The following is a 22,052-nucleotide window of genomic DNA, read 5'->3' as shown; positions in this document are numbered from 1 at the left end:
GCACAACCTTTCATTTGTCATTTTACTAACTTTTTAATTCAACCAACGGGTTATTGAAACTAACCCAATACAATCCAGTGAAATTTCAATAAGCTCTGTTGCACGACAGGAAGTGATAGCACATATTGAAAAGTATTTTGGTAAGATTAACAATTTCTTGCATGATGACTCGTGTTCAGAATATCCATTGGACATAGCTGTTATTGCCCCGAGGAAAGAGCATAACTATTATACATTGATAACAGTCAACATGAGTAATCATGAAGTCCTTGAATCGGACGATATAGACGGCAATACCTGTCATCAAGAATTGCTTATCAATTTACCACCTGACTGGAAACTCGGATTGTCTGATTGGACAGAAGAGAAATGGTGTTGGCCTATACGACTTATTACGTCGTTGGCAAGACAATGCATACGTCATAGGACCTGTATCAGCTGGGGAAAGACAATGGAACTTGGAGGTGATAATACATTCTCAGAAGGCACCAAGCTCTGTGCTATTGTTCTCCTGTCTCCAAGTATATTTGGAGATAAGTCAAGTACATGTAAAACACAAGGAGCAGGAAGTGTTGAGTTTTATCAGGTTATCCCTTTATATAGGGAAGAGTTACAATTTATCCAAGATAAGGATATAGATGAATTCTTTGAAATATGTCCTGATGATGCGCTGGAAACAATTAATCCGTTGAGACTAAATGTTGTTACAGATGCAGAGAAAATAGGTTATGACATATCTTATATTGACGATGCGAAGAAACATGAAGAAAAGATAGAAGAGTTGCATTTGTCAGCAGATGAATTGGCTCCTTACAACCACATGGCGATTTATTTACGATGGTGTATAGAACACAATCTTATGAGCCAACCTTTCCTGTTTAGACATGGAGACCTGGTTGATAGGGTCAAAGCAGAAGACAGTATTGATTTAAGAGAATTTATTAGAGATAATGAGGATCTGCATGGCGGACTTTCTACTATCTTGCTAAACAGAGTGGGAACGATGTTTACCAAATGGTATAATTGGGAAAACCGTAGTACACCTTATGCCTATATTAAAGATATACAAGCATATGCCATGGACTATTTCAAAGGCAGGATATGGAATAGTGAGGATGAGACAGATGCTGCTTATCTGTTGCTGCCTTGGACAGAAAAATATTATCATGATATGGCAGCTCTCATTGACAGCCGTTTCAAAGAGTGGGAGGATGAACCACAGACGGATCCGCAATTCTTACATATACCGCAGGACAACATCAAATTACTGCTGAAAGATTGGAGTAAAGCCATTGAATGTACTGTAAGCAGCCGTGTTTTAGTAGTTGGATGTGAAATAGCAACTTGCATTCGTCAAAAGCCCTTTGCTGAGGACATGGGTTGGGACAGCGGTTGGCTTTTCCTTGCTGATGGGGATGAAGATAATGACGAATGTCGATATGAATATTGTGATTTGAATACCATCTGCAACTATTCTCCGGACGTTATGCAATATTTGGATTTTCCATATGACACCAGACTGGTTCGCAAGGAAGACGGCAAGTTATATGTGGATGAAGAGTGAAGTATAAATTAAAAACATTCAAGATATGAGACCAACACAATATGAAGCGGCTCTGGCTGCAATGACGGCCTGGCTCTCGCACCCGCAGGAACTGGGACACGAGCCGGCAGAGATAGAGTGTACAGGCACGTTCGTACTGCACGATATGACCTACTACATCTTCAAATACAAGGATACCAAGGACAGTGAATGGCTGCTGGGCGTGAATGGTGGATACGAAGGAGACAGCTTGTCAGACTGCGGCCATACCTTCAGTGAGATGGAACCCTATGACGAAAAGACGGCTGTCAAGGATGCTACGGCCCTTGTCGAGATGGTGCGTTCCTACTGGATGGAACAGGCAAAGCAGGCCGAGGAACGTGAGAAAAAGGCCGGCACATTCGTGGGATTCGCCTTGCTCTCCGACAACAGCTGGGACAAGGAAAAATACATCAGAGATCTGAAAGAACAGTGGGACATCACCGCTGAAGAGAAATCTGACGAGGAACGGAACCCCGAGTCACTGGTCTTCGACGTGGGTGACATGATGGCGGCGGTAAGCCTGATGCCTGCCCCCGTACCTAATGGCGAAGCCGAAGAATGCGCGAAGAACAATTACATGTGGTCGGAGGCCGAAAAAACAGCCAAAGAGCATAAGGCCCACATCATGGTTGCCGTTATCGGCAAAGAGGAGTCCCTGATCGAAAGAGGTAAACTGTACGTGAAGCTGTTGTCTGTCTGCTGCCACCAGAAGAATATAACCGGTATCTATACCAGCGGTGTCGTTTTCCAGCCCCGTTTCTATGAAGGCTTTTCCGGAATGATGAAGGAGGATTCGCTGCCTATATACAACTGGATATGGTTCGGGCTTTACCGTACCGAAAAGGGAATCAGCGGCTACACCTATGGAATGGAGTGTTTCGGCAAGGACGAAATGGAGGTCCTTGACGTGGATGCCGACCCGTCAAAGGTGAGAGACTTCCTGGCCAGCATGGCAGGATATGTTCTGGAATACGATGCAGTTCTCAACGACGGAGAAACCATAGGCTTCTCTGCTGTCGATAAACATAGGATAACACGTGGACAGGGTGTTGCCCTTCCGGACAAAGTGACTCTGAAAATCTCATACGGCAGCGAAGACGATGCCGATGGCGGTCCCGATTTCCCGGATGACACGGATGAAGTGATGGACGATGCGGAAGGCCATCTGGAGAAGTTCAAAGAGAAGGATCTGCCGTTAGATACAATTACGGCCTACAATCATCTGGCAATATATCTACGCTGGTGCATGGTAAATGACCTTATGAGGGATGATTTTCTTGAACAGTTCGGAGACCTTGTGTCCCGGATCAAAAGCGGCTCGGCCGATGATGACCTGAGGGTGTTCATAAAGGACAACCTGAACGGGCAGCTTACAAGATTCCTGTTCAATAAACAGGGCCGTGCATTTGCCGACTACTATTATGGCAGTTACTATGGCGCCAACGAAACTCCATTTTATCCCGGAGACATTGACAACCACGCCCTGGATTATTTCGGTCCGGAAAGGTATCATTCCGATGAGTTCAAAGAGGAAGCATACCTGTTTGTCCCGTATGACGAGGATTATTACCAGGCAATGTCACAACGCATAGACAGACGCTTCGCCAACTGGCAGGGGCTGCATATAGACAAAGATACCGTTGAGCCAGACGAACTGGCCCGTGCCTTCATGGATTATCTTGATTGTGAATGCACCTATTTCCCATCCATGAGTGACGATGACCCTATCATGTCAGCCTATACCTATGCCCAACGGCTCGGCGTGCGGGAAGGCTTCATCCCCGTTCTGGTCAATGTCGATGAAGGTTTGTGGGAAAACATAATCGGGAACTCGGATCCTGACAGCGAAAGCTCGGATGATTACACATTCAACCGGGAAAAAGTCAATGAATTCCGCAGAAGGCTGCTTGAGGCTCCTGTCATGGACGGGAAATCCATCCTTGACAAGCTGACCGGGCAGGACAACGATGATATTGATGAAGAGCCTGAAGGCGGATTCGACAACAACCGTTATTCGAGCTACTGGAATACCGATACGAACATGACGCATCCGCTGATCCTTGCCCGTATTCCGGTCACGGAGCCGTGGAAAATATTCGCGTACCTGCCATTCGGCAACTGGAACGACTGTCCTGCAAACCCCGAACTGATGGCCATCTCAAAGTATTGGTACGAGGAATACGGTGCTGTTCCGGGAACCTTTACCAGCGACCAGCTGGAGTATGAACTTCCAGCTCCCGTTCCGGAAGACAGAGCAATGGAAGCCGCAATACAGCAATATGCTTTCTGTCCGGATATGGACCAGAGCTGTGACGGCATAGGCAGTCTTGCCGACACGTTGCGTCAATCCAGAATATGGTATTTCTGGTGGGATTAACCGATTCTTTCACATTCAAAAGCATTTCAATATGAATCAAGTATTTCAACAAGACCTAAATACAAAGGAACTGCAGCCCGGAGGACCTTTACTTATAAACCTTCTGTTCAAGGAACCGGTTGAATTGCCGGATACGCAGAGGGTGGCTGATGTATGCCGGAAGCATTTCGGCAATGTAGAATGCCGCGAAGGTGATGACAAGTCTGTCTTCATCACAGCTTTGGACCACATGGTGGAGTTTGAGGACGGGAAAGCACCCGTGCAGTTCCTGATGACTTCGTGCATGGACTTTGACGGAAAGACCGTGGACGACTTCACCCGGAGCCAGATGTGGGACTGCCAGGAAAGCCGTGACCGTATCCTTGAGGAATGCCGGTACAGTATGCTCGCTACGGACTTCCTTGCCCGCGGCCTGTCTTCTCTGGAACGTGCCAATCTGGAAATGGACTACCTTGAAGCGCTCGCCGAACTGTTCCCGTCCTGCGAAGCGTTCTTCTTCAGCGGCAGCGGGAAACTGTTCGAGGCGGAGGAAATCCGCGGCAATCAGATAGAAGGTCCTGACCGGTTCATCCGCTATGCCGTAAACGTCCGTTTCTTCACGATTCAGGGTTCCGACGACATGCTGGTCGATACACTCGGGATGAACACGCTGTTCCTGCCTGACCTGCAGTACCACTTCCGCGGACTTGATCCGAACTGGATAGTGAACCATGCCTACAACGTGGCTTCCTATCTGCTTACAAGCGGCAACGAAATAGATTCGGGAGAAACCATCGATGGAATCAAAGACGGTGATATGGACCGCAGCATCCAGTGGAAATGCCAATACGAAGACGCGCTGATACAGCCCAAGCGTCCCGTACTTGACATCAACACGGGAGAATATGCAGCCGGGAACAGGGAATGATTTACCAATGACCAATTAACTTGTTGCGTATGCCATTGAACTTGACAGAAGAACAGATATTGCAGCTCGCTCCCGACGACTCATCTGTAAAGGCCGGCAAAGGACTTGCGACCTTGAGCAAATGGGTACTGAAGGAATGCAGCGGACGTGCCGTCTGGGGTCATTGCCAGGGAAGCGGAAAGAATCCCTACCAGACGGTGATAGACTTGAATGACATTGCGTTCAAGTGTTCCTGCCCGAGCCGCAAATTCCCGTGCAAGCATGGGCTTGGCCTGCTGTTGCTGTACGCCCGCCAGCCTGACCAGTTCACGCAGGCGGAAGAGCCGGAATGGGTGACGGCGTGGCTTGCCAAAAGAACGGAGAAGGCCGAAAAGAAGGAGCAGAAAGCCAAAAGCGAAACCCCTGTGGATGAAGCGGCTCAGGCCAAGAGGCAGGAGAAGCGGCACCAGAAGGTACTGGGAGGCATATCCGACCTTGAGGTATGGATGAAGGACCTGGTGCGCAACGGATTCCTGAATGTTCCGGAACGTGCCTATACCCTGTTTGACAACATGGCCCGGAGGATGGTGGATGCCCAGGCACCGGGACTTGCGGGGAGACTGAGAGCCATGGAGGCTATAGACTTCGACTCGGAAAGCTGGAAATCCGACCTGACGGAAAGCATGGGCAGGCTGTACCTGCTCATGCAGAGCTACAGAAACATGGACGGCCTTCCCGAAGAATGGAAGGACGAGATACGCACGCAGATCGGATATCCCCAGTCCAAGGACAACGTCCTTGCCGGAGAGCCGGTGGCGGACAGCTGGCTCGTGCTTCACAAGCAGTCCCGTAAAGTCAACGATATCAATACCGACATCTACTGGTTTTACGGAAAGGAAAGCAGACTTTTCGCCAGATACCTGAGTTTTGCCGTTGCCGGTACCTTTTCCACCGAGAACTGGATTCCGGGCAGTGCCTATAAAGGGGCGCTATGCTTTTACAACGGCACGGGTACATGCCGGCGTGCATTGTTCCGGGAGTCCGTACTCGCGGAAGAAAACTTTGTGCCGGCGTGCAGCCCTAACCTGAAGCAGGCTGCCGCGGTGTACCGCACGGCCATGCTGACGAATCCGTTTTTCGAGGACGTCCCCCTGCTTGTGGATGACGTGAGGGTTGCCCGTAACGGGAAAGACTACACGCTGCTGGACAACGCGGGCAATGCCGTCCGTGTGGCGATGCCCGAGGAAACCTTCATCGACATCCTCGCCATTACCGGCGGCAATCCGTTCGCCTCGCTGGTCATTGTAAACGGGGATATATGGGAACTGAAATCCATTTGGTACAACAAAGAATATCATACTTGGAGAGATGAACGTAACTGAACCTATCATACAGGCTGCACTGCTTGGAACAGCCAACCGTGAATTCGTTCCCGGAGCCTTTCCCGAGTCCCTTCAGACTCTGGTTGACGGGATCCACGGGAAAGCCGAAGACACGGAATCGTTCCTGTACATGACAGCCGCATCCGCCTTCGCCTACAGGCGTGCCGGATGGGAACCGGCCGGAGCGGAAGGCATTGTCCCCGTGAAAACAGCCCCGGAAGAGGAACTGCCGTATTTCGACAAGGACCGGAGTCAACTCTTTTCCAGACTCCACGGTACACGCTATATGCTAGCCTACGCCTACCGTCTGGCGCAGGGGTCGGGAAAAATCATTTCGCCCGAATACCTCCAGCCGCTTATCCGGCGTGCCTATGACCGCAACAATCCGTTGCGGTTTGAAGAACGCAGGCTGCTGAAAAATCTCGTCGGGAACAGAGGCTTATGGCTGATCAGGCAGATGGGCCTTGTCGGAGAGGAATGCGGGATCACCGATTCTTGGGATACGGCCACCCACGGCGAGCGTAAGGAGATGCTTGCCAGATTCAGGCAGCAGGATTCTGCCGCAGCCCTTGAACTGCTGCGGAAAGACTGGAAGAGCGAACCGGCCAACCAGCGCAACGAGCTGCTTGAATGTCTCCGGATAAACATCAGCAAGGCCGACGAGCTCTTCATACAGGAAGTGCTGGAGTCGGACCGCAGCTCCATTGTCAAGGAAACGGCACGGAAACTTCTGTGCATGATTCCCGATTCAGCCATGGTGATGCGCTGCTGCGAACTCCTGCGTGGACATATCAGACACAACATGCTTACCGGATGGTCATACGACGAGATCGGATACACCCCGGAGATGAAGGCCATGGGGCTGTCCGAGGTAAGCTCCAACAAGAAAGAGGGCGATTCCGAATTCATCCTGAGGCAGCTCGCCGAACGGGTGCCTTTGAGTTTCTGGTGCGAGGTATATGGCTGCGGTAAGGAAGAGGCCGCGAGAAAATTCGCCAAGCATCCCCCTTTCAGGAAGTTCCTGGAGCTGGAGGACCCGATACTCAACTTCTCGGACGGGCTGTGGGCTTTCCACACCCTGAAGGAAGACCCTTCCTATCTGCGCAAGCCGGAACTCGTGGCGATGCTCACTCCCTCCCAGCGGGAGGAAATCAGCTGGCCGGAAACGGTCCGGGATTTCGGATTCATACCCGACTCATGGTACGGCAACGACTACGAGGCATGGGGCCCGAAATTCTCTTCCAGCGTCATGTCTTGGATTCTGAAAAAGGATTACCTGTACTATGCCGCAGACATGGCGGAACGGCTTGCCATGCATATCCCGTCACATCTAAGGAACCTGATCAAGGCCAAGGCCGCCTCTTCGGCGGAGGCTTCGCCGTCCATGAACGAGTTCTGCTCGAAGATGCTGGAATTCATGGATCTTAAATCTGAAATAGACACTTTGTTAAATGAAAAATAAATATTGATATTCATATGAGCACTTTACTGAGACAACATGCCGAGCAACAGTTTGCAGAGGAACTTCATGAACTGAAAAAGAACGAGACCAACCCGATTCCCGAAAACTGGGAGATGTCACCCCAATCCGTGGTCACCTACCTCATGGGAGGGATACTGAAGAACGGTTTTGAGGTTTCACCGAAATACATAGGCAACCGCCGCCTGATGGAGATTGCCGTGGCCACCCTTGTCACCGACCGGGCGCTGCTTCTGTACGGTCTTCCCGGTACGGCCAAGAGCTGGGTCAGCGAGCACATGGCGGCAGCCATATCAGGCGATTCGACGCTGATAGTACAGGGTACCGCCGGAACGGGAGAAGAGGCCATCCGCTATGGCTGGAACTATGCCCGTCTTCTCGCCGAGGGGCCGAGTGAGGGTGCCCTGGTACAGACCCCGGTGATGAAGGCGATGCAGGAAGGCAAGATCGGCCGCATTGAGGAGCTTACCCGTATCGGTTCTGACGTGCAGGATACGCTCATCACCATCCTTTCGGAGAAGACCCTGCCCATCCCCGAGCTGAACAAGGAGGTGCAGGCCATCCGCGGATTCAACATCATAGCCACGGCCAACAATAGGGATAAAGGTGTGAATGACCTTTCAAGCGCACTGAAACGCCGTTTCAACACGGTCATCCTCCCGTTGCCCGACACGCTTGAGGAAGAAGTTGACATTGTCCGCCGCCGCGTGGAGAGCTTCGAGAAAGTGATGCAGCTGCCGGCAGAGAAACCTGCCCTTGATGAAATCCGTCGTGTCGTCACCATTTTCCGTGAGCTGCGTCAGGGAGCCACCGGCGACGGCAAGACGAAGCTCAAGAGCCCGAGCGGCACACTGAGTACGGCAGAAGCCATATCCGTGGTGAACAACGGCCTTGCCATGGCCGGCTATTTCGGTGACGGCCAGATCCATGCGGAGGACCTCGTTTCAGGCATCCTCGGTGCCGTGGTGAAAGACCCTGTACAGGACAAAGTGGTATGGCAGGAATACATGGAGACAGTGGTCAAGAACCGTGAGGGCTGGAAAGACATCTACAGGGCTTCAAGAGATATGATTTGATTGACGTATTTTGCATGAGACAAGTAATATGACAGACATTCATCTATTGGGAATACGTCATCACGGGCCGGGCTCCTGCCGGAACATCCTGCAGGAACTTGAGCGTATCCGTCCCGACCTCATACTGCTTGAGGGACCGGCGGAGGCCGAGGCTCTCATGCCGTTCGTCTCCTACGGGCAGATGAAGCCTCCGGTAGCCCTGCTCGGCTATCAACCCGATGTGCCGCAGAATGCCGTATTCTATCCGTTTGCCGACTTCTCGCCGGAATGGCAGGCTTTGCGCTATGCTCTCCGGGAGAATGTCACCTTACGCTTCTTCGATCTCCCGCTTGCCCATTCCCTTGCCTTCGAAGCGGAAAGGAAGGATGGCAACGAGCCTGTAGAAGCGGATGATGAAGCTATTAAACAGCCGGGTGATCCGTTTGACCTGCTGGCAGAAGCTGCCGGCTATACTGACGGTGAATCGTGGTGGAACATGAACATAGAACAGCGCAGAGACGGCAGCGGCATCTTCGAGGCCGTCAAGGAAGCTGTGACCGCGCTCAGGGAAGCCCTCCCGGAACATACCTCCCGCAGGAACCTTGTCCGTGAAGCGTGGATGCGTCGCATGATACGAGCGGCCCAGAAGGAACCTTTCGGGTGCATAGCCGTAATCTGCGGGGCATGGCATGTCCCGGCACTGGAGAATATGCCGAAGGTGAAGGATGACAACGAGCTGCTGAAAGGGCTCCCGAAGGTAAAGGCGGAATGCACGTGGATTCCGTGGACGTATGACAGGCTCACCTTCCGCAGCGGTTACGGGGCCGGCATAGACTCTCCGGGATGGTATCATTACCTGTGGCATCATCCGGAAGATGACGGCACCTGGTGGGTCAGCCGTATAGCGGCCCTTCTGAGGAAGAAGGACATGGACATCTCGGTGGCCCACGTAATCGAGACAGTCCGTCTGGCGCAGACGACAGCTGCGTTGCGTGGATTGCCCGCCCCGACGCTTGAGGAATACAACGAGGCGGTGACCACCGTAATGGGCTTCGGGGACGATATGCTGCTGCAGCTCGTCAGGGAATCGCTCATCGTGGGCAACTGTCTGGGCAAAGTGCCGGAAGCGGTACCCAAAGTCCCTCTCCTGATTGACGTGGAACGGCAGCAGAAACGCTTGCGTGTTCCTTTCACGGCGGAAATAAAGGAGATGACACTTGACCTGCGCAAGGAGACCGACCTGGAACGCAGCCTGTTCTTCCACCGCCTGGCCCTGCTTGACATAGACTGGGCCAAGCCGGAAACCGCAGGCGGCAAGGGTACTTTCAAGGAAAAATGGAGTCTTTACCATAGACCGGAACAGATTGTCTGCATCATAGAACGGGCAGTCTGGGGCAATACCGTGGAGGAAGCCGTGCAGAAGTACGTCTCCGACCGCATGACCGGAATCACCAGAATCCCCGAACTGACGGGACTTCTTGACCGGGTCATTCCGGCCAACCTTCCGGAGCTTGTGGAAGCGATGACCATCCGTCTTGACCGTCTGTCGGCGGCATCCACAGACATTGTGGAGATGATGGAAGCGGTTCCCGACCTGGTGAACATCGTCCGTTACGGCGATGTCCGCAATCTGGATTTCAGCAAGGTGGGCAACATGCTCCGGGCCATGGTGGCACGTATCCTTGCAGGAGGTCTGCTCGTCTGCATCAACATCGACGAGGAGGCAGCCGGAGAACTTCTTGAACACCTGTCGGCTACCAACTATGCCGTATCCACGCTTGATGACGAAGAGCTGAACGGCATGTGGTATGGGTTCGTGCAGCAGATCCGCAATTCATCAGGAGCGCATCCGCTGCTCTCCGGGTACGCGGCACGCATACTCTACGACAAGGGCAGGATATCGCGTGAAGAGATGCGTGACACCTTGAGCTTCTATTCATCGGTGGGCAACGCACCTTCCGACATCGCATACTGGTTTGAGGGATTCCTGCGTGCATCAGGTTCGGTACTGCTGCTGGACGACAACCTGTGGCAGCTCGTGAACGGCTGGCTCTGCGGTTTGAGCGACGCAAATTTCATAGAACTGCTGCCGGTGATCAGACGTACATTCAGCAATTTCACTACAGCCGAGCGCCGCAAACTCGGCGAGAAGGCCAAAGGATTCGAATTGAACGGAACCGATACCGGAATCGCCTCCGGGGAACATTCCTGCAATGACGGGGATGCATCCAAAGTAATACCCCTGCTCGGCAGACTTCTGGGAATCGGATAAAAAAGGAACAGAACATGGAAACAGAATATTTGAAAAGATGGCGTATGGCTCTCGGCGGGAATGCCGCTGACGGGACGGGTGTAACGCTGACGGTGGAAGAACAGCGCCTTGACAGTTCGCTGGAAGCCGTCTATGACAGTGACCGCCGCGGCGGACTCGGGTCGTCGGCCCCAAAGGTAAGCCGCTGGCTTGGCGATATCCGGGAGTTTTTCCCACAGACCGTCGTGCAGGTCATCCAGAGGGATGCCATCAAGCGTCTGCATATCGATTCGCTGCTTACCGAGAAGGAGATGCTGGCAACAGTTGTCCCTGACGTACATCTGGTAGCTACACTGATGTCACTCGGCAGGGCCATTCCCGAAAAGAACAAGGACATGGCCCGTCAGGTTGTACGCAAGGTCGTGGATGACCTGCTGCGGAAGCTCTCTTCCCCGACCCAGCAGGCCGTCACCGGTGCTTTGAACCGTTCGGCGAGAAGGCGCAATCCCCGTTACAACGAGATAGACTGGAAGACGACCATCATAAAGAACCTGAAGAACTACCAGCCCCAGTACAAGACCGTCATTCCGGAAGTCAGGATAGGCTACGGCAGAAAATGCAAGGCTCTGAAGGACATCATTCTCTGTCTCGACCAGAGCGGTTCGATGGGAACCTCTGTCGTATATTCCGGCATCTTCGGTTCGGTACTGGCCTCCCTGCCGTCCGTCAATACGCGTATGGTGGTGTTCGACACTTCGGTCGTTGACCTTACCGATGACCTGCAGGACCCGGTTGACCTGTTGTTCGGTGTCCAGCTCGGCGGAGGAACCGACATAGCCAGGGCCCTGACTTACTGTCAGGGTGTGATCACACGGCCGCAGGACACTGTGCTGGTACTGGTGACCGACCTCTATGAAGGCGGTGACGAGAAGGAGATGCGCAAGCGTTTCGCCTCCATTGTGGCCAGCGGTGTGCAGCTGATTGTGCTTCCGGCCCTGAACGATGACGGGGCGCCCTGCTACGACAAGCGTAATGCCGAGTATCTTGCCGGTCTGGGTGTTCCCACATTTGCCTGTACGCCTGACAAATTCCCCGACCTGATGGCTGCGGCATTGAGCAAGCAGGATATCGGGATGTGGGCATCAAAGAATATCAAAGAAAAATAGAGGAATATGGAACTTTCAGATGAACTGTACGACAGAATCGAAGAACTGTCAGAAACGGGAAATGAGGCGATGGAAAGCGAAGATTACGCGAAAGCCATCTCCTGTTTCCAAGAGGCACTGGACATCCTTCCTGAACCGAAGGAAGACTGGGAAGCATATCTCTGGCTCGTCGGCTCAATCGGTGACGCCCATTTCATGATGGGGAACTACGGCAAGTCGCTGGAGTTTTTCCGCAAATGCTACAATATCGGAGAGACAGACAATCCTTTCATCCTGCTGCGCCTTGGCGAGAACTATCTGGAAATGGAGGATGAAACCAATGCAACTGAATTTCTTCTCCGCGCCTATATGCTCGAAGGGGAAAAGATTTTCAAGGAAGACTGGAAATATTTCCAATGGCTGTCCGGGCATGTGAATCTCAAACAAAAATAATAACAAAATTATACGGCACTCATGAAAAAGGAAATAACAGACAGAATCAGGCTACTGGGCGGCAACGTAGCAAACCTGAAAGGGAATTCACTGAAAGAGGATCTCTGTGCCATTACATTCGATACGGCCTTGTTCCTTAAACCGGTGGACACGCCCTGGCTGGCTGCCGAAGATACAGAGCCGATTGAAGGTTTGGGCGATTGGGTGGATGAGCATATGGAGTTGTTCAATTCTGACAGGGAGGCGTTCTATAAGGAAATGACAGATACGTTCTTTACCTTGGATGAAGAACCTCGCCGCCAACTGTTTTGGGTTGCCAGACCATTTACGCCATTCCAAAAAGGGACACCGGATTTTGAAGAATGGAATGGTTGGTTTACGGATAATGCAGAGCTGGGTGAAATCATCAAGTATTCAAATTGTGCCACTCCGGATTTTGTAGAGCTGCTTTATACGGACGGTTATCCCAATTACTATCTCATCTGCCTGTCAGATAACGACCCTGAGAATCCTGTCGTCTGGAGTACGGATCATGAGGAATTTTTCACGGAAGTAACCAATGAGGGACGACTGAATGATTTTCTCGACAGGTTCATGACTAAGGAGGAATTCCTGAAATTGGTGAAAAGTAAACTTGAAGAGTGAATATAATAGTTGGATTAATGCTTTATTTTATAGCAAAGCTATAAGAATGGAGAAATTTCTTCAAAATAAATATAATAAGCGGTTTGCCCCCCCCCTGAAAATCAGTTTGCCACAGAACATTATCAACCTCGAAAAATAAAAATATACGACATATGAATAGAATGTTGATACTATACATTTTTTTGTTGCTTTGCGGCACGGTTTCCGCACAACAAACAGTAGAATGGAATGATTTGCAGCCCCTGACGGATGATGCACACCGCACAGTATATTATAAAAAAGACAGTAAACGGCCGTTGCAGGGAAAATATCGCATTATACGAGGGCTTGACGAAGAACACGTGAAACTTTCAGACGGCATGATAAACGGTGACTATCATCGCTACCGTGACGGGGTATTGCGTGAGTCGGGCATATATGTCAAGGGCAAGCGTAACGGTACATTCACGGAATACTACCAAGACGGCGTTACTCCTCGAAAGGAAACACCCATACTACAAGGCAAGATAGACGGAACTGTAAAGACCTATTTCCGTAACGGAAAAATAGAGATAGAAAAGGAGTACAAACAGAGTGTGGAGAACGGGCGGGAACGTCGCTTTGCCAACAAGACGGGTAAGCAGATTTTTGAATCTCATTATATCGACGGGAAAAAAGATGGCGAGGAATGGGAAATCTTCGAGGACGGCCGCGCAATACGCAGCAAGACTACATGCCACTACCGTAATGGAAAACTCGACGGTTCGTATCGTGTGGAATCAACATGGGAGGGTAAACCCTATATAACCATTGAGGGACAATACACCGACGGTGAGAAATCAGGGCAATGGATACAGCATAACTATCAAGATAATACCCAAACCTGCACATGGCATGGTGAAGGTGGGGCTTAAACTTAGATGAAAACCGTCATCATAACACTACTTTTGACGGCTGCATCGGTCATGAGTTGCAAGCCGCCTATGCCTCCGACAGACAATGAGTCCGCCTGCACATCTTCATGCAAACAAGACCAACGGACAGCGGATGTTATTGGCGAAGCGGATATAATAACGGGGATTGCTTCCGATGATTTTCCCTCCCTTTTCATACAAGGCAATCATTTCCAGTTCCAACGCAAGAATGGATTATATGCTCCTTTGGGTATTGGGTTCATGGAGGTCATAGCCGAGCAGAACCCCGTCATACCATTATACCGGACAGCAACGTGCAAGGAGCCGGAAGATAGCATTGCACTGCATCAGTATCCGTTTGACAAGGATATTGCCGAGCGGAAAAGGAAGGATGACAATCCGCAGGAATGGCAGGACGGACAGAATAACGCTTCATGCAAAGATGGCAGATATTACTATCGTTACTCTTCGGAATCAGATACGTTAATGCCCTTGGCATGGAGATCCGGAAGCAACATACATGAATACTTAGAAGAGACGGCAAGTCTGACCTACACTTTTCCCATGCTCCGTTTTAGAGTGTTGGGCTTAATGGCGGGAAGGGCTGAAATTGTACTGAACGAGGAAAGCGGAAAAACGGCATGGATCAACTGTTCATCTGGGCAGATTATGATGCATGGAAACAGGATGCAACGCAACCGCAGCCTCATGCGGATAAATGGTATTCCAGCGAAAAGAACGCATGACTTTGACACCTACTATATCTCTTGGGAAGACTATCTTCGCATGGTGACGGTAGTCTGCTTCAAGGACAATACAGAAGTCCGAAAACCGTTTGAGGTACAAGGCGATACAATAAAGAGTGAACAAGGCTGGAAATTATGGAAACAAGGAGAAGAGCTACTGATAAAAGATATTATAGAATACTACCTTGAATAATGTCGGCTGCCGGACAAACGCCGGGGAACTCTTTCGGGCGGGACGGGGCGCGGGAAGTTTCGGCGAACAGCCGAAGCCCCGTGTGTCAAAGTGCAAGCGCAAGATAGTGAAAACCCTTTCACCCACGTTAGGGATTGCAGGGGAAAAGCCACAGCATAGCGAGGACTTGTAGCGGAAAGCCCGACCCGAAGGGGGAACGCCCAAACAACCACCCGAACAAACTGCTTTTTGGCAAGGATTGCATTTATGGAAAAATACGAAGTAGATTATAGTGAGTCATCCTATTTTGTTTTTTAATACAAACAATGCGATTTCGCCCAATAGCAAAGTCAAAAAGCTACCTATCCAAAGATAATAACCTGTTGACAAATGAAAAACTCCAAGAGTGCTTTCAATGCCCCGTTCCGGGTCTACGAATATCGGATTACAGTTGGGAGATTCAGTAAATAGTATAAAATTAGCCAACTAATTCATACACAAAGTTTTGTGAATTAGCTGGTTTTTTTGTATCTTTAGGTATTCCCCCGAAATTAAGGTTTGGCATCCAAAGTGGGGGAAATTCCTAAACCAAGATATGGCTAAGATACAAAATATTTCCGAAATTCACCCAACTTTGGGCTTTACAGAATTTGATATTCTGGAAAAATACCGCAAAAGTTTTAATGAGAGTGAGCTTGGCAGGCTTCACTCAGTGTTCCCGTTTGAACGCATGGCAAAAGCCGCAGGCCTGTCGGAACAGCGTCTGGGGCGCAGGAACATTTTCAGCCCTTCGGCAAAGATTGCCCTCATGCTCCTGAAATCCTACACCGGATTCTCCGACAGACAGCTGGTGGAACATCTGAACGGCAACATACACTATCAGATGTTCTGCGGAATCATGATAGACCCGTCCTTCCCCATAACCAACTACAAGATAGTCAGTGCCATCCGCAATGAGATGGCATCCCGTCTTGACATTGAATTCCTCCAGGAAGTGCTGGCCTCACACTGGAAACCTTATCTTGAGAACCTTCACGTGTGCATGAGCGATGCCACATGCTATGAGAGCCATATGCGTTTTCCTACGGACATGAAACTTCTTTGGGAAAGCATTGAATGGCTTCACAGACATATCTGTCAGCATTGCGGGGAGCTTGGCATAAGGCGTCCGCGCAACAAATATGCGGATGTGGAAGCGTCTTATCTGTCCTACAGCAAGAAAAGAAAAAGGAAGGTTTCACGGACAAGGATGCTCAAGCGCCGTATGATCAGGCTTCTTGAAAAACTCCTCATACAGAGGGATGGAATCCATAGGAAGTACGGTGTCTCACTCCGATACACACCGGATTACCGGAAACGGCTGTCCGTCATCAGAAAGGTCCTTGTACAGGAGAAGGAAATGTTTGAAGGCCGGAAGGTCAGTGACCGCATCGTCAGCATTGACCGCCATTATGTACGTCCTATCGTAAGGGGAAAGGAAACCAAGTCTGTTGAGTTCGGTGCAAAAGTGAACAATATACAGATAGACGGCATATCGTTCATCGAACACCTCTCGTTCAAGGCTTTCAATGAGGGTATACGTCTGAAGGACTGTATCCGTATGCAGCAGAAACTCATGAACGTGAGGGTAAGATGTGTGGCTGCCGATTCCATATACGCCAACAATGCCAACAGGAAGTTTTGCACGAAATACGGAATATCCACTTCCTTCGTGTGCAAGGGAAAGGCGGCAAAGGATGAGCAGTTGAGAAGGGTTCTCAGAAGTGAACTCTCAAGGGAGAGGGCTACCCGGCTTGAAGGCAGCTTCGGCACACAGAAGCAGCATTACTCGCTCTCAAGGATAAAGGCACGGAACAGGAAGACGGAAATCCTGTGGATCTTTTTCGGAATACATACGGCAAATGCCGTACTGATGATTGACAAGATCAGGAACAGGACGGTTAAAGCGGTATGATATGATTTTACTGACAGAATCAAAAGAGGTCATCAGACTTCTTCAGGAAAGTCTTGTCTTGACGGATAAAATTATGTGAGAAAACAACGAAAAACTACAATAAAAATGGCATAGGAAGTGATGATGCGCCATCATCTTCATATGCCATCTTATTTTTTAGGGACATTTACTGAATATCCCTACAGTTTAACCTGCCAACGGGTACGATATTAATTAAACGTTTACGTCTTTTGCCGCATTAACCCAGCCTGTTGTCTCTGCATCAAACTGGATCGGATTCAACACAGCCTCTCCCTGATCAGTATAACCACCACCGAAAATCAACGTGTAGATATGACGCTTGCCCTGTTCCCATGTATCTCCGAACGGAACATAAATTGTTTTGTATTCGCTTGCTGAACCCAACAGATAAGCTCCGGACTGCCGGATTTTGCAGGCGATCTCCAGATAACATTGCTTCGCATCGTCGGCACCCTTCTTGGTTTTGCTGGCTCCGGAAACAGTCCAAGCAGTCAGCTCCTGTGGTATATTCAGCATAGGAGTATCTGTGGTAATATCGGTAGCTTCGGTATTGCTATTGACCGTGATGTTTGCGTTTTTCACTACGGTAAATGCGTGTGGAAATGCTAAATCAGACGAACTCCAACTTCCCGTTCCATCGGCTGCCGCAGGCAATGTGAAGGCGCCGGCAAATTTGAAATTATGAATCTTGATCACGTCGATGTCCACCTGCATGTTATCGTATTGGGTCTTTGCTTTGAATACGACCTGTGACAGAATATGTTTGAAATTAAATTTCACTATTCCGTTGTTCATGTCTTTTGTCTGGCCTTTGGCCATGGCATACATCACGTCGTAGTTTGCATGAGTACCGGCTCCATACTCATCCATGCAGGTATAACTTATCTTTTGGACATCCTTGGTGGCTTCCCAACTATAAAACACCATCATGTCTTCACTAACCGTTCCGGGATTGAACGCGTAAAAGTCCAAAGCCTCGGTAGGCCAATAACGAAGGTCGTTCGCATCGTCATAATCCCACTTACCATTTTTGTACACGATCTTCACTCCGTCATGTTCAAATTCCGTGTCGTTCTTTCCCATGAAGGCAGTACCATCCGCCGTAAAAGCGAACACGTCGAAATCGGTGTTCTTCAAGTTGGTGTTGGTAGTAGGGGTAGCCCTCGTTTCCGCCGCATTACTTAACACGTTAAAACCAATCGCATTTCGTGAGGAGGTTTCCACATTCGCAATCTCCTCTTCTGAGCAACTCATCAGTAGTACTCCAAAAATTGCCCAAAGCATTACTGTACTTTTTTTCATAAAATGAATAAAATTGTTAATAAATATAATTAATAAAACTCGATTACAACACTATATCCACATTCACATCATCCCAATCATCAACGTCCACATCAAATCCCGGACCGCCACTTCCCGGCTCGGATGGTACCTCATAATCAAAATTCAACACCAGATGCACATCACCGACATGCCCCGCTACCGGGACATCATGCACTTGGTCGCTCACGTCCTGTTCCAATACAGACATGCTGCCGGAACGGTTCTTGAGATACAGCCGGAAAACATTGGGCTCTCCTTCAAGTGCGGAATGTCCAAACGTATAGAATCCGCCTATAATCTGATTCCGTGAAACCATTCCATCAAAGAGCAGGCTCTCCGAAAGACCGGCGGGCAAACTGTCGCCGGACATGTTAAGCGAGCCGGACATGCCGGAAAGAGCAGCCCGCAAATCCGCCACCCTGTCCAGTCCCCGAATTCCGTTCACCTCATACGTGTAGTGACATACCATGTTTACGGGAGTTAGCCGTATTATCTTCGTGCTTCCTTCCGGAATGTCCTTGAGGATAACTCTGTCTATATGGTCGCCACACAGCCAGGGTGGGGTGACGGCCATTGTCTGGTTATCCGGCGACCGAACATCACGCGTATCGGCAGTAAAAAGCGTGTAACTGCCGTTTTCTTTCCAAACCATCCCGTCGGTATCGTAGTTGAAGCAAATTACCCGGTAATCATTCTCGGGGAGCTCCACTTCCCCATCCTCTCCTCCGGGGAAATCAAATATCCACGTGTTGCTTTCATCATCGGTCGGATAAAATACGACCCTCATGCCTTCAGGCTTGTCATGATTGGAAATCTTGGTCCAGTCGAATACTACCCGCACCGTGGCAAAGTGCGGATGATCGTAACATAAATCCTTATGCTCACAAGCCGTCAGTCCCATCCATAAAAATATGAACACCAGACTAAAGCGTATCAGTATCACTGCCTGCCTCCTTTCTTCCGGCTATAATTCCCCCGCCCGATCAACCACACCAAAGAGATACCCGCCTTGGTCGGGCCGAACCAGCAGCGTTTTTTAGTGGTCTGCCATACATAGTGACCGTCCAAAGGGATGTACTCCTTGTACAATCCTCCAAGGTAGCCGATTCCCAACGTGAAATCCACATTGAACCGATGTCCCACAGGTAACGAGTAGCCGTAAGCCACGCCTCCCCCGTAACTCCATTTATCCCCCAAGTAACCTTTCCCACCCAATTCGAAATCATAGGTGACGATCTGCCCGTACAATCCGACATGATGCCCGGAAAACGGTTTTTCCACCGCTCTCCGACCGAACCAGCGGCGCAACTCCACATCTCCCCCATAGATACGCCAATAATTATGCTTCCGATCACTTTTCCACCAGGCATACATCCAATTCCCGGCCACAGACCAGTTCTTCCCCAAACAGAACTCAACCCCGATGTCAGGTATCAAAACAGCGTCATAAAGCAAGTTTGTTTTCACCGCCATGCAAAACGGCCGTTTCTTTACCGGAGCTATGACGGTAACGGTATCACGGATGCACAACGTATCACGTGTATGTATATATACCGTATCTCTGACGGGATTTATCGGATCACTATCATAGCATATTTTCACCATCGACGAACGAAGTTTCGGAAAATGGAATTTATACAAATATGAGTATGGCCTCCCCCCTTTCAGTCTTTTCAGTTCTCCCCCCCCCCAATAAGGGCTATCCTGGTTTTCCAAACGTACGATCTTCTCCAACAAACGAAGGACATCCTCCCTCTCCGGAACATTCACATCCGCTCTCACCATCGTTATAAGTCCGTTCCAGTCGCTTCCCGAAAAATGAAAATCCCACTCCAATACCGGAATCTTTATATAAGGTGATATATACCGCCACAAAACCTCTGCTCGTTTTTCAGACAGCCTTCCATTCAACAGCCCCCCTCCTTCCGGGGAAGCTCCTCCTATTATTTGAATTTTCCTGATAAGACGGACGGAGTCGTTCAATGCGGAACAGATTTTAGCAAACCGCTCCATCTCGTTCCCATTGTCAAGTAAACATGTATCTATATTTACCTTTCCTTGATGAAAATAGATCCTTACCGAATCACGCTTCTCCTGAGCGGATATTTCTCCGCTTATACTCAACACGAGCACGAACAATACACATTTAATATAAAAAAACATCTTTTCGTCATTTAATCATTTGTTAATATGACAATCCAAACCCAGGCTTTTACACCCCCTGAATTTCAACCGCTAAAGATATGCACCTATAAACCAACCTCCAAAGCAAAAAACAAGTATTTTAAACTTATAAATACTTAAAAAGACAACCACACAACAGCTACAACACTTACCACAGCAGCCAATCACGCTTACACAACAATTAAAAACACTTAACATCATAAAGAAAAGTACTTAAACATACAAAAAAAACAGTTATTTTTGCAGGAAACATTATGCTTAATAACACTTAAAACAATAAAACACATGAAATTCAGCACAAAAGCCGCTACTTTTCTAAGTTCAATAAAAACTCAAACTTACGACAAAAAAGAAAGCGAAATGATAATAACGTATCAACAAAAACGTGTCTTTCATCTATCCCTGCTCATGCTGGCCTTATGCGCACCCATATACATATATTCAGTTCCATTTCCCAATGAACAGTTTTATTATATTAACAGCGTATTATTCCTGTTTATCATTATGTGCACTCTCGCTTATTTTAAAAAGAGAGTAAATCTGACCACGACCTTTTCCATTATACTGATAGCCATACATATCGAGATTTTTATCGAGATAATTTATTGCTCAATATGTAGCGGATATGAATATAGTTATCAAAGAGCATTGATAATGAGTAACATTACTATCTCTCTCTTATTTACCATGCTTTCCATCTGTGCCTATATGAGTAATATCTCCATCCTATTGTCCTCCCTTACCATAGCTTCCTATACAATCTGCACACTTATCACCGACGAACCGTTCCTATACAGTTATCTGCCTTTGATCATCATCATATACACCATGATCCCCTTATTAGGAAGATCCTTACACAGTAATATCAGCAGCTTGCTAAAAAGTAGCAACTTGCTAAAAGAGGAAGAGGAAATGCTTTTGAAACGTCTCCAAATGAAAAAGGAAGAACTATTCGCGTTCGCCGAGTTGTTAAGCGAGAATAACCCGGAAGAAAAGACAAGCTCCCTGTTAAACATAATAGGGGAACAATCCAAAGAAAATCTTTTTACAGCCCTTGCCGCATACCAGAAAAAGGAAAAAAGTAAACTTGATACAATCAGGAGAATATATCCCAATTTATCCCCGTCCGAATTAAACATCTGCCGTTTAATACTGCAAGACAAGACCGTCAGCCAAATATGCGAATTATTACATCGGAGTAGCGGAAACATAACCAGCCAACGAGCGAACATACGTGCCAAACTCGGACTGAAAAAAAGCGACAATTTAAAAGAAGCATTACAAGAACGCATGAGGCTGTATGAAGAAGAACACCACCGGCAAGAGGAGTTTTCAGCCATGCGTTAGGGATTGCAGAGTAAAGCCCACAGCCTTTAGGCGAGGACTTGAAACGTAAAGCCCGACCGTCCCACGGGAACGCCCAAAAGAAAAAAAATCCCCCGAACATTCATCCGGGGGACATTCAGGTCGTCACGTCAATTGTAATATATCTGTTATTTA

17 protein-coding genes are annotated in these 22,052 nt (G+C 49.0%); 14 read left to right on the top strand and 3 right to left on the bottom strand.

The annotated features are described in order from the left end of the window. Positions 1-112 precede the first annotated feature (112 nt). The 13 genes from DWW03_RS08380 to DWW03_RS08320 all read left to right on the top strand — a co-directional run bounded on the left by DWW03_RS08380 (position 113) and on the right by DWW03_RS08320 (position 17,024). The gene (locus tag DWW03_RS08380) at positions 113-1,564 is read left to right on the top strand and encodes a DUF2185 domain-containing protein (RefSeq protein ID WP_118108686.1); all 1,452 of its coding nucleotides are present in this window, start codon (positions 113-115) and stop codon (positions 1,562-1,564) included. A gap of 25 nt (positions 1,565-1,589) precedes the next feature. After that, entirely contained in the window at positions 1,590-3,962 is a 2,373-nt protein-coding gene (locus DWW03_RS08375) for a DUF4253 domain-containing protein (RefSeq protein ID WP_229095808.1), read from the top strand. Between the two features lie 31 nt (positions 3,963-3,993). Beyond that, positions 3,994-4,869 carry a DUF4261 domain-containing protein gene (locus DWW03_RS08370; RefSeq protein ID WP_009316579.1) on the top strand — a complete coding sequence of 292 codons (876 nt, stop codon included), beginning with the start codon at positions 3,994-3,996 and terminating at the stop codon, positions 4,867-4,869. Between the two features lie 29 nt (positions 4,870-4,898). Beyond that, positions 4,899-6,230: an SWIM zinc finger domain-containing protein gene (locus DWW03_RS08365; protein ID WP_004328519.1), complete on the top strand. Its 1,332-nt coding sequence runs from the start codon at positions 4,899-4,901 to the stop codon at positions 6,228-6,230. Positions 6,231-6,360: 130 nt separating this feature from the next. Next, positions 6,361-7,692, top strand: a complete 1,332-nt coding sequence (locus DWW03_RS08360) for a DUF5691 domain-containing protein (RefSeq protein ID WP_229092130.1) — start codon at positions 6,361-6,363, stop codon at positions 7,690-7,692. A gap of 14 nt (positions 7,693-7,706) precedes the next feature. Continuing rightward, positions 7,707-8,786 (top strand): ATP-binding protein, encoded by a 1,080-nt coding sequence (locus tag DWW03_RS08355; protein WP_004328517.1) that lies wholly within the window; start codon positions 7,707-7,709, stop codon positions 8,784-8,786. A gap of 28 nt (positions 8,787-8,814) precedes the next feature. Beyond that, positions 8,815-11,037: a DUF5682 family protein gene (locus DWW03_RS08350; RefSeq protein ID WP_004328516.1), complete on the top strand. Its 2,223-nt coding sequence runs from the start codon at positions 8,815-8,817 to the stop codon at positions 11,035-11,037. Between the two features lie 14 nt (positions 11,038-11,051). Further along, on the top strand, positions 11,052-12,182 hold the full coding sequence (locus DWW03_RS08345) for a vWA domain-containing protein (protein WP_004328515.1): 1,131 nt from the start codon (positions 11,052-11,054) through the stop codon (positions 12,180-12,182). Between the two features lie 6 nt (positions 12,183-12,188). Further along, entirely contained in the window at positions 12,189-12,614 is a 426-nt protein-coding gene (locus DWW03_RS08340; RefSeq protein ID WP_004328514.1) for a tetratricopeptide repeat protein, read from the top strand. Between the two features lie 21 nt (positions 12,615-12,635). Continuing rightward, positions 12,636-13,259, top strand: a complete 624-nt coding sequence (locus DWW03_RS08335; protein WP_004328513.1) for a hypothetical protein — start codon at positions 12,636-12,638, stop codon at positions 13,257-13,259. Positions 13,260-13,411: 152 nt separating this feature from the next. Then, positions 13,412-14,152 (top strand): toxin-antitoxin system YwqK family antitoxin, encoded by a 741-nt coding sequence (locus tag DWW03_RS08330; protein ID WP_004328512.1) that lies wholly within the window; start codon positions 13,412-13,414, stop codon positions 14,150-14,152. 6 nt (positions 14,153-14,158) lie between these two features. After that, positions 14,159-15,091, top strand: a complete 933-nt coding sequence (locus tag DWW03_RS08325) for a hypothetical protein (protein WP_117515197.1) — start codon at positions 14,159-14,161, stop codon at positions 15,089-15,091. 574 nt (positions 15,092-15,665) lie between these two features. Then, positions 15,666-17,024, top strand: a complete 1,359-nt coding sequence (locus tag DWW03_RS08320) for a transposase (protein WP_117677899.1) — start codon at positions 15,666-15,668, stop codon at positions 17,022-17,024. Positions 17,025-17,237: 213 nt separating this feature from the next. Here DWW03_RS08320 and DWW03_RS08315 read toward each other — a convergent pair whose 3' ends face one another. From DWW03_RS08315 to DWW03_RS08305, 3 genes are read right to left on the bottom strand one after another with little or no spacing between them, the layout of a single operon-like run. Next, positions 17,238-18,347 (bottom strand): fimbrillin family protein, encoded by a 1,110-nt coding sequence (locus DWW03_RS08315; RefSeq protein ID WP_117677900.1) that lies wholly within the window; start codon positions 18,345-18,347, stop codon positions 17,238-17,240. 43 nt (positions 18,348-18,390) lie between these two features. Further along, a complete protein-coding gene (locus tag DWW03_RS08310; RefSeq protein ID WP_117677901.1) occupies positions 18,391-19,311 on the bottom strand; it encodes a DUF5119 domain-containing protein in 921 nt (306 codons plus the stop codon). Next, positions 19,308-20,531 (bottom strand): DUF3575 domain-containing protein, encoded by a 1,224-nt coding sequence (locus DWW03_RS08305; RefSeq protein WP_118406597.1) that lies wholly within the window; start codon positions 20,529-20,531, stop codon positions 19,308-19,310. Before DWW03_RS08305 ends, DWW03_RS08310 begins: the two co-directional genes overlap by 4 nt. Positions 20,532-20,837: 306 nt before the next feature. Between DWW03_RS08305 and DWW03_RS08300 the strand changes: the two genes are divergently transcribed. Further along, entirely contained in the window at positions 20,838-21,899 is a 1,062-nt protein-coding gene (locus DWW03_RS08300) for a LuxR C-terminal-related transcriptional regulator (protein ID WP_007756689.1), read from the top strand. The last annotated feature ends 153 nt before the right edge of the window (positions 21,900-22,052 follow it).

This window comes from Alistipes sp. AF14-19 (assembly GCF_003461645.1).
Lineage (GTDB): Bacteria > Bacteroidota > Bacteroidia > Bacteroidales > Rikenellaceae > Alistipes > Alistipes shahii.
Note: the sequence above shows the minus strand (reverse complement) of the source record. Positions and strands in the feature narration are given on the sequence as shown.